Origin of the sequence: Microbacterium proteolyticum, assembly GCF_014192415.1 — a bacterium.
In the GTDB taxonomy this organism is placed as follows: domain Bacteria; phylum Actinomycetota; class Actinomycetes; order Actinomycetales; family Microbacteriaceae; genus Microbacterium; species Microbacterium proteolyticum.
In genome coordinates this window covers 1425097-1437709 of sequence record NZ_JACHXY010000001.1, presented here as the reverse complement: position 1 = coordinate 1437709, position 12613 = coordinate 1425097, and the positions used below count along the sequence as shown (strand labels likewise).

Genomic DNA, 12613 nt, shown 5'->3' with positions numbered 1-12613 from the left:
CCGGAATCCGCCGTGGACGTCGGACAAACGGATGCCGTGTGGCGACGCGCCCTGAGCGCCGCTCAGAGTCGACACGCGGAAGCGTGGACCGACGCCCTGGCCTCAAAAGAATCTGCGCGCCACCGGCGCCCCTCGCCCCGATGCCGGCCGCGTGGAGCCGGCCCGACCGCGGCAGTGGTGCCGTCGGCGAGGGTGACGCCCAACCGCAGGCGTCCGTGCCGTGCTCTCCGACGTCCGTGGGGGTGGAGCAGTTCGCTGATGAGCGCAGATTGTTCCTGGTCGAGGTAAACAGCCCCGGCGACACCTCCCGCGTCTGCGTGATGATGACCGGCCGCGACAGCCCCGCTGCCGACCACTTCTCGTGATCGCCCTTTCCCGGCGAAGCCGCCACGCGGTCGACCGCGGTGCGCTCAGCCCGCGTGGGCGGCGGCGACCTCGACGACGCGGTCGAGCGACTCCTCTTCGCCGATGGAGATGCGGATGCCGTCGCCCGCGAACGGGCGCACGATGAGCCCCGCCGCGTCGAACGCCGCGGCCACCTCGAGCGTGCGCTCCCCCGCGGCGAGCCAGACGAAGTTGCCCTGGGCGTCGGGCACGTCCCACCCGGTCTCGCGCAGGCGGTCGACCAGCCGGTCCCGCCGTTCGGCGATGACGGCGACCCGGTGGAGCAGTTCGCCCTCGGCATCCAGGCTCGCAAGCGCGGCCGCCTCGCCCGCGGCCGTGACCGACAGGGGGATCGCGGTGCTGCGGGCGGCGTTCAGCACGGTCTCGTTGCCGATGGCGTAGCCGACACGCAGGCCCGCGAGCCCATAGGCCTTCGAGAACGTGCGGAGAACGACGATGTTGGGGCGGTCCAGCACCGCACGCACACGCCCGCCCTCGACGGAGGCGCTGTCGGTGACGAACTCGGCGTAGGCCTCGTCCAGCACGATGAGCACATCCCGCGGCACCTCGTCGACGAAGGCGGCGAACTCGTCGTAGCCGACCGTGGGGCCTGTGGGGTTGTTGGGGCTGCAGACGATCACCAGGCGGGTGCGCTCGGTGATGGCGGCGGCCATGGCGGGCAGGTCGTGGCGAGCGTCGGCGGTGAGCGGCACCTGCACGCTCGCCGCTCCCGTCACCGCGACGAGCGACGGGTAGGCCTCGAACGAGCGCCACGCGTACACGACCTCGTCGCCCGGTCCCGAGGTCGCCAGCAGCAGCTGAGCGAGCAGCGAGACGCTACCAGCCCCGACATGCACCTCGTCGGGCGAGACGCCGTACCGTGCGGCGAGTCGTTCGCGCAGGCGCGCGGCCGTGGCATCCGGGTACCTGTTGAAGGCGCCCGCGGCGACGACCGCATCGAGGACACCGGGGAGCGGCTCGTAGGGGTTCTCGTTGCTCGAGAGCTTGAAGGCGTCGGGACTGGCCTGACGGCCCTGTCGGTACGCCGGCAGCGCGGCGATCTCGGGGCGGATACGGGGCACAACCGACTCTTCACTCACCCCGCGAGCCTAACCGCGGGGCGCCCGCGCGCGTCAGTCCCCCTTCGCGCGGTTCCTCCCCACTGGCGGGACGCGGGTGACTTCCCCACAACCCCGTGCCGCGCGGGCGGGGGAGTGCCAGAGTGGACGCATGCGCTTCGTCGTCCGCGTCGCCGTCAACGCCTTCGCCATCTGGATCGTCACGCTGCTGCCCGCGCTGCAGGTGCGCCTCATCCCCTTCGCGCCCGGCGAGTGGGTGCAGGTACTGCTCACGCTGCTGCTCGTGGGGCTGATCTTCGCGCTCGTGAACACCATCGTGGGCACGGTGGTGAAGATCGTGGCCATTCCGCTCTACATCCTCACGCTCGGGCTGATCTCGCTGATCATCAACGGGTTCCTTCTTTGGCTGACGGCGGTCATCACCGAGAACTGGGACTGGGGTCTTCGCACCGGCGAGTTCTGGCTGACGGTGGTCGCGGCACTCCTCATCGGCGTGATCAACGCCGTGCTCGGCGGCATCCTGCGCCCGCGCCGCGAGGAGCGCGAGCGCCGCTGACGCGCGCGTCGCACCGTCGCGTGCGCACCCGCCCGGAATCGACGGGTGCGGACGCGACGCGTCCCCGCCATGATGGAGGGATGACCGCGAGTGCCGACGCGCCCTTCCGCGTCGTGTTCGTGTGCAGCGGAAACATCTGCCGGTCGCCCATGGCCGAGGTGGTGTTCCGTCGTCTCGCCGAGACCGCGGGCCTCGGCGCCCACGTCTCATCGACGTCTGCCGGAACCGGCGACTGGCACGTCGGCGAGCGCGCCGACCACCGCACGATCGCCGCCCTCGACCGCCTCGGCTACGACGGTGCGGCGCACCGCGCGCGGCAGTTCCAGTACGTCGACTTCACGCGCAACGACCTCGTCGTCGCGCTCGACCGCAGTCACGAACGGGTGCTGCGCGGCTGGGCGCAGAGAGATGACGACACCGACAAGATCGCTCTTCTGCAGTCGTTCCTCCCGGATGCCGAGACCCTCGACGTACCCGACCCGTACTACGCGGGCGCCCCGATGTTCGACGAGGTGCTCGGTATGATCGAACGCGCAAGCCGAGCCCTGTTCCGACAGCTCGAGCCCGCCATCCGTTCCGCGGGCTGATCCGTTCGCGCGACCCCCGGGAGACCCGTGTCCTCTCTGCCTCCGCAGCCCCTCAGCCCGCTCGACGGTCGATACTTCGCCACCGTGTCCGAGATCGGCGACTACCTGTCGGAGGCGGGTCTGAACCGCGCCCGCGTCGAGGTCGAGGTCGAGTGGCTGCTCGCCCTCACAGACCGCTCCCTGTTCGGCACCTCGCCCGTCAGCGATGCCGAGCGGACGAAGCTCCGCGCGCTCTACGAGGACTTCGGCGCCGACGAGATCGCCTGGCTCGCCGCCAAAGAGGCCGTCACCCGTCACGATGTGAAGGCCGTCGAGTACCTCGTGCGCGACCGTCTCGACGACCTCGGTCTGACCGGCCTCGCCGAGCTGACGCACTTCGCGTGCACCAGCGAAGACATCAACTCCACCGCTTACGCCCTCACCGTGCAGCGCGCGGTCGAGCGCGTGTGGCTGCCCAAGCTGCGCGCGGTCACCACCGCCCTCGCCGCGCTGGCGGCACAGCACCGCGACGCCGCGATGCTGTCGCGCACGCACGGCCAGCCCGCCACGCCCACCACCATGGGTAAAGAGATCGGCGTCTTCGCGTGGCGCCTCGACCGCGTCATCCGTCAATTGGATGCCGGGGAGTACCTCGCGAAGTTCTCCGGCGCGACGGGTACCTGGTCGGCGCACGTCGCGGCCGAGCCCGATGTCGACTGGCCCGGACTCACGCGGGGGTTCATCGAGTCGCTGGGGCTGGGCTCCAACCCCGTCACGACGCAGATCGAGTCGCACGACTGGCAGGTCGAGCTGTACGACCGCGCGCGCCACGCGGGCGGAATCCTGCACAACCTCGCCACCGACATCTGGACCTACATCTCGCTCGGGTACTTCACGCAGATCCCCGTCGAAGGTGCCACCGGATCGTCGACGATGCCGCACAAGATCAACCCGATCCGCTTCGAGAACGCCGAGGCAAACCTCGAGATCGCCGGCGGACTGTTCGGCACCCTGGCATCCACGCTCGTCACCAGCCGGATGCAGCGCGACCTGACCGACTCCACGACGCAGCGCAACATCGGCGTCGCGTTCGGTCACTCCCTGCTCGCGCTCGACAACCTGCAGCGCGGGCTCACCGAGATCTCGCTCGCCGAAGACGTGCTGCTCGCCGACCTCGACGTGAACTGGGAGGTGCTCGCCGAGGCCATCCAGACGGTGGTACGTGCCGAGATCGCGGCCGGTCGCTCGAAGATCACCGACCCCTACGCGCTGCTGAAGGACCTCACGCGCGGCCGGCGTGTGGGCGCCCCCGAGCTGGCCGAGTTCGTGCGCGGACTCGACATCGGCGACGCCGCGAAGCAGCGCCTGCTCGCCCTGACGCCCGCCACCTACGCGGGTCTGGCGTCGCGGGTGGTCGACGCGCTGTAGCGCGCCGCTGCCCGGGTCCCGCGCCACCCTCACCCCCGTCGCTCGACCGGTCGATCGCGCCCACTTGCCGCTGCGCCGCCCTTCCTGTTGAGCGTCCAAAACACGCCGCACCCGGCGAAACGCAGCGGCGCGTCCTGGACACTCGACGGGTCTCCGACGGGCGCACCACACCCGCCGGGCCCCTCCCCCGTTGAGCGTCCAAGACACGCCGCATCCGGCACGACGCGGCGGCGCGTCTTGGACACTCGACGGGTCCTCGACGCGTGCCCCGCACGCGTGAGCACCCCCTGTTGAGCGTCCGAAACACGCCGCACCCGGCACGACGCAGCGGCGCGCCCTGGACACTCGACAGGGGCCGGCGCGTGAACCGGCCGAGACGAGGCTGGACGCAGGCCCGCGCCTCGCCGTAATGTGTTGACGTCAACATTCCCCAGACCCTTGGGTCACCCGTGCGCTGCATCGTCGCGGCGCGGATCGGAAAAGACGCGATGACGCATCGACGCCCCCTGACCGCTCGCCGACTCCTCGCGGCCGCCATGGCCGCCGTCCTGGCCGGAGCCCTGGCATCCCCCCTCTCGGCCGCCGCCCTCACCGGCGTCCCGACCGACCCGAACGACGGGGTACCCCGTATCGACCCCGCCGTCACCTACGAGAAGTTCGAGCCGATCGCCGACCCGGGCCGCGGAGCGGCCGACTACTTCCAGCCGAAGTGGTACGACACCGACGGTCGTCACATCCAGGCGCACGGCGGGCAGGTCGTCACGACCGAGGAGAACGGCCAGACCGTCTATTACTGGTACGGCGAAGACCGCACCAAGGGGTACTACAACAGCCCCGGCGTCGCCGTGTACCGATCGACGGATGCCATGAACTGGACCAACCTCGGAGACGCACTGCGCAGCATCTCGCAGCGCTCCGACCTGCTGCAGCCGTACTTCGACGACCTCTACGACACCGTCGACGACAACGGCGCCGAGCGCACCGCGAAAGTGGACGCGCTGGCCTACCACCTGAACTCGACGGAGAAGTCGGACTACACCGCGATCTTCGAGCGGCCGAAGGTGCTCCACAACGCCGCGACGGGGAAATGGGTCATGTGGTGGCACGCTGACGGACGCACCGAGCCCGGCGGAAGCACCTACGCCCGCTCGATGGCCGCCGTCGCCGTGTCGGACTCCCCCGCGGGTCCCTTCCGCATGACGGGCGCGTTCCGCATGCCCAACCGCACCAACTACCAGGCCTGCACGCAGTACGCGGTGCCCGGTCAGGCGCGAGACATGACCGTCTTCCAGGACGACGACGGCACGGCGTACATCTCCTACTCGTCCGAGGAGAACTCCTCGCTCTACGTCGCCGAGCTGAACGCCGACTACACCAACGTCCTCAAGACCACCGACACGGACACCCTCGGCGTGAAGCAGTACTCCGAGGACGGACGCTACCCCTACCTCTTCGCAGACGGTAAAGAAGGCGCACCCGTTCGCGGTGAGGACTTCCAGATCGTGAAGGAGTGCGGCTACCTCGAGGCCCCCGCGATCTTCGAGCGCGACGGCACCTACACGGCGATCGCCTCCGGTGCGACCGGCTGGGCTCCGAACCCGCAGACGTACTACACGACGAAGAACCTGATGGGCTCGTGGATTCGCGGCGTACAGGCCGGCGACGCGAACGAGAACACGTTCTACTCGAGCATGCCCGACGGCTCCGACGGCCTGCTGTCGATCGGTGACAGGAACCGCTCGACGTTCGGCTCCCAGTCCACCAACGTGTTCGAGCTTGAACCCGGCAAGTTCGTCTACATGGGCGACCGCTGGAACGAGGGGAAGTCCGACTCGACCTACGTCTGGCTGCCGCTGACGGTCGGCGAGAACGGCCGCCTCGAGATGCACAACCCGGCGGCCGAAGACCCTTCGCGATACGGCGACGGATGGGACGCCTCGTACTGGGACGACAAGGGCTTCGGCCACGGCACGTGGAAGGTCGTCACGGCGCTGCCGACGACCGTCCTGCGTGGTCAGGCTCCGCAGCTTCCGAGCACGGTCTCGGTCGACGTCGACGGCACCGCCGCTCCGGTCGCGGTCACCTGGAGCACCCTCGACACCAGCGTCCTCGGACCCCAGACGGTCACCGGCACGCTCGCCGCCGACGCGAACTTCACGGTCGGACGCACCTTCCAGCGCACGATCACCGTGACGGCGCCGGGCATCGCGAACATCGCTCCCGAGGCGACGGTCACGGCCTCGAGCCGGAACGACCTCGTCGGCACGATCACCGACGGCAACCGCACCGGCAAGGGGTGGGACGACTGGACCGGCAACGGCTACCCGCGCAACAGCTGGCTCCAGTTCGACTGGGGGACGAACCGCACGTTCGACTCCCTCGCGGTCTACACGTACAAGGACGGCGCCACCGCGACCTGGCCGTCGCGTATCCAGGTGCAGTACCGCGATGCCGCCGGCGCCTGGCAGGACACGACCGTCGCCGTGACCCTCGCTCAGGATGCCGCATCTGCGGCGCCCGTCGCCATGCTTGACGGGAAGGGCCTGCCGGCATCCAGCGCTCTGCGCCTGCGCCTCACGAGCGACGCCAACACGTGGCAGTCGATCGCCGAGGTGGAGATCTGGGGCAACACCCTGGCGGCCAACGTCTGCCGCGGCGCCGACGCCACCGTGTCGGCGTCCTTCTCCCAGACCAAGTGGGCGACCCTGCCCGCGAGCAACGCCTGCGACGGCCGCCAGAACACGCAGTGGTCGACGTGGACCGACGCCGGGTTCAAGGACTCCGCGACCTTCACCCTCGAGACGAGCGAGATCCACCGCCTCGACCAGGTGCGTTTCACGAACATCGAGGGCACCGTCGCCGGCGTGTCGGCGGAGTACCGCGCCCCCTCGGGCGAGTGGAAGCCGGTCACCCTCACCGGCGGCTCGCCGACCGTGACCAACGGCGTCGAGACGACCCTGTCGTTCCCGCAGGTGCTCGCGACCGGCCTCCGACTGACGTTCGCCACTCCGGGTTCGTACCTGAAGATCCCCGAGATCGTCGTTCCCGAGGGTGTCGCGGCGCCGAAGGCCACCGCCACGGTGACCTCTCGCTGCATCGCCGGGAAGGTCACGCTGGTCACCACGGTGCGCAACGACGAGACGACGCCCGCGACCGTCGTGGTCGCCTCGCAGTGGGGCCGCAAGACCCTGACGGCGATGGCTCCCGGTTCGACCACCTCGGTCGCACAGTCGACGCGCGCGGCCTCCATCGGCGCCGGCGCGGTGACGGTGACGACGTCGGTCGACGGTGCTCAGGGAGAGCAGAGCGTGCCGTTCGCGGCGCGTAGCTGCAGCTGACCGGCGGGCGAGGCGACCCGACGCCTCGTTTCCCGCCCGTGCGACCCGCCCCGACCGTCCCCACGGCCGGGGCGGGTTGCTGCTCGGCGACGGCCGGTCTTGCTTCCGAAGCCAGGCGACGACGGTGACCGCGGTGCCGGGGCGGGACAATGGATGCCATGCGCGCGATGATCATGGATGCCCTGGCCGAACCCCTCGAGGTGCGCGACGTCGAGGCGCCGAGCGTCCCGGACGACGGGGTCGTCGTCGAGGTGTTCGCTACGGGACTGTGCAAGAGCGACTGGCACGCCTGGGTCGGGCACGACGACGTCGCCCTGCCGCACGTTCCCGGCCACGAGCTGGCGGGCGTCATCGTCGAGGTCGGCGCCGGCGTCCAGCGCTGGCAGGTGGGCGACCGTGTCACCGTTCCCTTCGTCATGGGGTGCGGGGCGTGCGAGTGGTGCCTCACCGGCAACGCGCAGGTGTGCCCCGACCAGCAGCAGCCGGGCTTCACCCAGTGGGGGAGCTTCGCCGAGCGGGTCGCCCTGCGCGCCGCCGACACGAACGTGGTGCGCATCCCCGACGGCGTCTCGTTCGAGGCGGCGGCGGCCCTCGGATGCCGCTTCGCCACCGCGTACCGCGCTCTCACCGGCCGCGCGCGCGTGCAGGCCGGAGAGTGGATCACGGTGGTCGGCGCGGGCGGCGTGGGCTTGAGCGCGGTGATGATCGGCGCGGCCCTCGGCGCCCGCGTGATCGCCGTCGACCGCACTCCGGCGGCGCTCGAGGCCGCGCAGCGGCTGGGCGCCGAGCACACTCTCGTGGCCGACGGCTCGGACATCGCCGCGACGGTTCACGAGCTCACCGGCGGCGGGGGTCACGTCTCGGTCGACGCGGTCGGCAGCGCCCAGACGGCGCGCGATGCCGTGCTCAGCCTGCGGCGGCGGGGGCGTCACGTGCAGATCGGGCTGCTCCCCACGCCGGACGGCATGAGCGCGATGCCGATGGCCCGCGTGATCGCGTGGGAGCTCGACCTGCTCGGCAGCCACGGCATGGCCGCGGTGGACTACCCCGAGATGCTCTCGCTCATCGAGAGTGGCGCCCTGCGCCCGCAGGAGCTCATCGAGCGGGTCGTCGGCCTCGGCGAAGCGGCCGTACTGCTGCCGACCATGGACACCGCGTCACCGGCGGGTATGACGATGATCGACCCGCGGCGCGACTGACCGCCGAGATCGCCGTGGCGGCGCCGCGGCGGGACTGACCGCGCGACTGACCGCGGGCCTGCGGGCGCGGCCCTGCGCGGCGCGGCCGGGGCGGTGCCGGTCGGGTGCAGAGCGGAGGAGATGCGACGAAGGGAGGATCAGTTCGGCTCGCAGAGTCCTCCGCTCACCCGATGCCCTCCGCCCGTCACCGCGGCGCGCCGAGCCCCTCCCCCGCACCGCGTCAGGGCGGGCGCAGGCGCAGCGCGCGGCCGTCAGGCCTTCGGCGCAGCGTCGCCCTCGGGCGTGTCGGCCGACGGCGACGCGGGCTTTCCCGGAGCCGCGGGATCGGTGGCCGCAGCCCCCGCAGCGGGGCCGGCCGTGGAGGCGCCGGGGGTGGTGGCATCCGGGGCGTCCTTCGGCAGGAGCAGCGGACGATCGACGGTCGCGGTGACCTTGGCGGGGTCGACGGCGAGCAGCATGAGGGCGACGCTCACGAGCACGACGATGAAGGTCGCGCCGGCCGCGACGAGCGCCACGATGAGGGCGTTCTGAATCTGGTCGGCGGGACGCGACTGGAAGAACCCCATCGACATCAGTGTGACGAAACCGGCGAAGAGAGCGGCGATGAAGGCCAGCCCCAGCAGCTGGACGGGCTTCATCAGGTCTTTGCGCGTGGTGGGCTTGTCGGTCATGACGCGGCCTCCTCAGGGGATACGGCCGCAACGGGCTCGGGGCGGCGCGGCGAGAAACCCGCGATCGCGAGGAACACGGCGACGACCGCCGCGTATCCGCCGAAGAGTCCCACGGCGATGGTGATGCCGGTCAGCGTGAACGATCCCGCACCGGTGATGTCGTAGTCGAGCGTGTACTGCATCGGGGTGAGCAGCAACACAGCCGCCAGCACGAGACTCAGGATGCCGATGAGCACTCCGTCACGCACGCCCGCGGTTCGTCCCGCCTTGCGGTCGCGGAGGGCTCCCAGCAGTTCGATGAGCCCGGACACGAGCGCCCAGGCGATGACGACGCCGAAGAAGACGCCGGTCGTGCGCCACGCTCCGACGCTGGACACGAGGCCGGCGAGGATCGAAACGGATGCCAGGAGCACCGGGATCATGCGCTCCTCGCGGCGGAACACCAGCCACGCGGCGAGGGCGAACACGAGCCCCGTGGCGAGCGCGAAACCGCTGAACACCCCGAGGCCGAGGGGCGCGGAGTGGTCCGACGAGAAGGTGACCATGATCGCCGCGAGCGCCGCGAAGGCGGCGCGCGCCAGCTGCAGATGGCGAACGTCGAAGGCGCGCGGTGTGGAGGAAGAGGTCACGGAGGGTCCCGTTAGAGCGGATTGGATGGAATCCAGTGTATTCCTCGGCACCTGTGCGGCCCCCGCGGAACCTCGACGGCGAGTAAGTGGGTCCGCCGCCCCTCTCGTCAGACGCTTCGGCGACGACGGGCGCGGATGGCGAGTCCCGCGGCGAGCGCCAGGAGCGCGAGCGCAGCGGCTCCTCCCGCGATCTCGCCGCCGGTGGCCGGCAGCGCACCGGGCCGGGGGTTCGCGGCATCCGTTCCCGGGTCGACCGGGCCGGGGCTCGCGGAGGACGTCGGATTCGGCGACGAGGGGGTCGGGATCGCCGTCGGAGACGGGGCCGCGGTCGGCGGGGGCGTCGGGGCGCTGGTTCGAGCGGGGATCTCGACCGAGATGAGCAGCGAGTCGCCCGTCGATTGCCCCGCCGGTTCGTCGTTCACGGCCAGGGGAACCCACAGGGCGGATGCCAGCAGCACCGCCACCATCGTCTTCGTCATCAGTGCCGAACCTCCTCATCGAGTATGGCGTGAAAGGCCCATCCGGCGCGAGGAATGGTCAGGAATTCATCGGTGAAACAGACGGGGAAAGCGCCTTTCCGCGTCGTATTGCACGACTCTCGGCGGCAGTCCGCGACCCCGGGCTTGCGGACTGTGGTCGACCCCCGCCGTGGCGCCCACCCCGACGCACCGCTCGGTCCGCGCGGGAGCGGCGAGTCTCGGAGGTCCACCCCCCGGGACTCACCGGCGCGGGTGTTACGGTGCCGAGGTGACTCCGGATGCCATCACCCCGCGCCGCATCCACGTCTCCGCCGCGGTGATCACCGACGCCGACGGCAGGCTGCTGGTCGTGCGCAAGTCCGGCACGACGGCGTTCATGCAGCCCGGAGGCAAGCCCGAGCCCGATGAAACGCCCGCCGAGACCCTCGCGCGCGAGCTCGCCGAGGAGGTCGGCCTGCGCGTCGAGCCCGAGCACCTCGAGCCCCTCGGACGCTTCACCGCGAGCGCCGCGAACGAGCCCGGCTTCGAGGTGGTCGCCGACGTGTTCCGTGTCGACATCGGCGACCAGCAGCCGGTCCCGGATGCCGAGATCGCCGAGCTGCGCTGGGTCACCGCCGCGACGGCATCCGGGCTCGAGATCGCCCCGCTGGCCCGCGAGTACTTCCTGCCCGCCTGAGCCTCACCCTGGTCGAGTGTCCACGACACGCCGTCGGTCGGGAGCGTATGCGGCGTGTCCGGGACGCTCAACGGGCGGGCGGGGCCGCGCGCTGACTCACCAGGAGCTCTTGCGGTAATCCTTCAAGAAGATGCCGAAAAGGTCTTCGCCCGCCTCGCCGCGCACGATCGGGTCGTACACGCGGGCCGCTCCGTCCACGAGGTCCAGCGGGGCGTGGAAGCCCTCCTCGGCCAGGCGCACCTTGGTGAAGTGCGGGCGCTCGTCGGTGATCCAGCCCGTGTCGACGGCCGTCATCAGGATGCGGTCGTTCTCGAACATCTCGCGGGCGCTCGTGCGCGTGAGCATGTTGAGGGCGGCCTTGGCCATGTTGGTGTGCGGGTGGCCGGGGCCCTTGTAGCCGCGGCCGAACACGCCCTCCATCGCCGAGACGTTGACGATGTACTTGCGCTCCGCGGTGGATGCCGCCATGGCGGGACGCAGGCGGCTGACGAGCAGGAACGGTGCCGTCATGTTGGCCAGCTGCACCTCGAGCATCTCGAGCGGCTCGACCTGGTCGACGTGCTGCGTCCAGCTGTTGATGCGGTCCTCGTCGGGGATGAGGCCGCCCGCGTCGATCGCGGTCCCGGTCATCAGGCGTTCGAGCGACGAGGAGCCGGCCGCCATGGCCTCGGCGGTGAGCTCGTCGGCCGTCCGCGCCGCCGATGCGAGGATCGGATGCGCCGACACCGACTGCGCGAGCGCGAGCGGGTGGGCGTCGTTGGTGTGGCCGAAGGTGAGCAGCTCGGGCAGCGGGCCGTCGGGGAGCGGTGCCAACTCGGCATCCACCAGGGGTTTGTACGCGCCAGGGGAGCGCCGGACGGTCTGAGCGGCGTTGTTGATGAGGATGTCGAGCGGACCCGCGGATGCCACGGAGTCGGCGAGTCCGATCACCTGGGCCGGGTCGCGCAGGTCGATGCCGACGACCGTGAGGCGGTCGATCCACTCGGCACTGTCGGGCAACGACGAGAAGCGGCGCACCGCATCGCGCGGGAAGCGCGTGGTGATCGTCGTGTGCGCGCCGTCGCGCAGCAGCCGCAGCGCGATGTACATGCCGATCTTGGCGCGGCCGCCGGTGAGCAGGGCCCGACGGCCGGTGAGGTCGGTGCGGGCGTCGCGCTTCTCGTGGCTCATCGCCGCGCAGTCGGGGCAGAGCTGGTGGTAGAACGCGTCGACGAGGGTGTAGTCCTGCTTGCAGATGTAGCAGGCGCGCGCCTTGATCAGCTCGCCCGCGAACGGCATCGAGGTGCGAGCGGCAAGCGGGATGCCACGGGTCTCGTCGTCGATCCGGTCGGCGGCGCCGGTGGCGGTGGCGGCGACGACCGCGCGGTCCGCATCGGCGATGCGCTGACGCTTCTCTTTGCGCGACTGCCGCTTGACGTCCTTGTAGAGCTTGCCGGTCTGGCGACGCAGGGCGATGTAGGCGGGGTCTTCGGGGTCGAGCGAGGAGGCCGCGTCGATGACGCGTAGCGCGATCTCGAGCTCGTGCGGGTCGATGGCGGTCGACCGCGCGGCATCGCGTTCGGGGTCCAGCAGTGTTTCGGGCACGGGGCATCGTACCGGAGCGTTGCT

General features: G+C 70.8%; 12 protein-coding genes. 7 read left to right on the top strand and 5 right to left on the bottom strand.

The genetic code is table 11. The features are described from left to right. Positions 1–242: 242 nt before the first annotated feature. Positions 243–365: a hypothetical protein gene (locus tag FHS07_RS16660; RefSeq protein WP_281369380.1), complete on the top strand. Its 123-nt coding sequence runs from the start codon at positions 243–245 to the stop codon at positions 363–365. 45 nt (positions 366–410) lie between these two features. Here the strand turns inward: FHS07_RS16660 and FHS07_RS06585 are convergent, their stop codons facing one another. Further along, positions 411–1484 (bottom strand): histidinol-phosphate transaminase, encoded by a 1074-nt coding sequence (locus tag FHS07_RS06585; RefSeq protein ID WP_183419027.1) that lies wholly within the window; start codon positions 1482–1484, stop codon positions 411–413. 130 nt (positions 1485–1614) lie between these two features. Between FHS07_RS06585 and FHS07_RS06580 the strand changes: the two genes are divergently transcribed. From FHS07_RS06580 to FHS07_RS06560, 5 genes are all read left to right on the top strand, one after another. Then, positions 1615–2019, top strand: a complete 405-nt coding sequence (locus tag FHS07_RS06580; RefSeq protein WP_183419026.1) for a phage holin family protein — start codon at positions 1615–1617, stop codon at positions 2017–2019. A gap of 80 nt (positions 2020–2099) precedes the next feature. Continuing rightward, a complete protein-coding gene (locus tag FHS07_RS06575) occupies positions 2100–2606 on the top strand; it encodes a low molecular weight protein-tyrosine-phosphatase (protein WP_183419025.1) in 507 nt (168 codons plus the stop codon). A 27-nt stretch (positions 2607–2633) separates the two neighbouring features. Then, entirely contained in the window at positions 2634–4013 is a 1380-nt protein-coding gene (gene purB, locus FHS07_RS06570; RefSeq protein ID WP_183419024.1) for an adenylosuccinate lyase, read from the top strand. Between the two features lie 488 nt (positions 4014–4501). Continuing rightward, on the top strand, positions 4502–7351 hold the full coding sequence (locus FHS07_RS06565) for a discoidin domain-containing protein (protein ID WP_183419023.1): 2850 nt from the start codon (positions 4502–4504) through the stop codon (positions 7349–7351). Positions 7352–7509: 158 nt separating this feature from the next. After that, entirely contained in the window at positions 7510–8550 is a 1041-nt protein-coding gene (locus FHS07_RS06560) for a zinc-dependent alcohol dehydrogenase family protein (RefSeq protein WP_183419022.1), read from the top strand. A 251-nt stretch (positions 8551–8801) separates the two neighbouring features. Here the strand turns inward: FHS07_RS06560 and FHS07_RS06555 are convergent, their stop codons facing one another. From FHS07_RS06555 to FHS07_RS06545, 3 genes are all read right to left on the bottom strand, one after another. Continuing rightward, a complete protein-coding gene (locus FHS07_RS06555) occupies positions 8802–9221 on the bottom strand; it encodes an amino acid transporter (protein ID WP_183419021.1) in 420 nt (139 codons plus the stop codon). Further along, positions 9218–9850: an acyl-CoA synthetase gene (locus tag FHS07_RS06550; protein WP_183419020.1), complete on the bottom strand. Its 633-nt coding sequence runs from the start codon at positions 9848–9850 to the stop codon at positions 9218–9220. Before FHS07_RS06550 ends, FHS07_RS06555 begins: the two co-directional genes overlap by 4 nt. 107 nt (positions 9851–9957) lie before the next feature. Then, positions 9958–10329 (bottom strand): LPXTG cell wall anchor domain-containing protein, encoded by a 372-nt coding sequence (locus FHS07_RS06545; protein WP_183419019.1) that lies wholly within the window; start codon positions 10327–10329, stop codon positions 9958–9960. A gap of 268 nt (positions 10330–10597) precedes the next feature. Between FHS07_RS06545 and FHS07_RS16455 the strand changes: the two genes are divergently transcribed. Then, positions 10598–11005 (top strand): NUDIX domain-containing protein, encoded by a 408-nt coding sequence (locus FHS07_RS16455; protein WP_183419018.1) that lies wholly within the window; start codon positions 10598–10600, stop codon positions 11003–11005. Positions 11006–11101: 96 nt separating this feature from the next. Here FHS07_RS16455 and FHS07_RS06535 read toward each other — a convergent pair whose 3' ends face one another. Further along, on the bottom strand, positions 11102–12589 hold the full coding sequence (locus tag FHS07_RS06535; RefSeq protein WP_183419017.1) for an SDR family NAD(P)-dependent oxidoreductase: 1488 nt from the start codon (positions 12587–12589) through the stop codon (positions 11102–11104). Between the last annotated feature and the right edge of the window lie 24 nt (positions 12590–12613).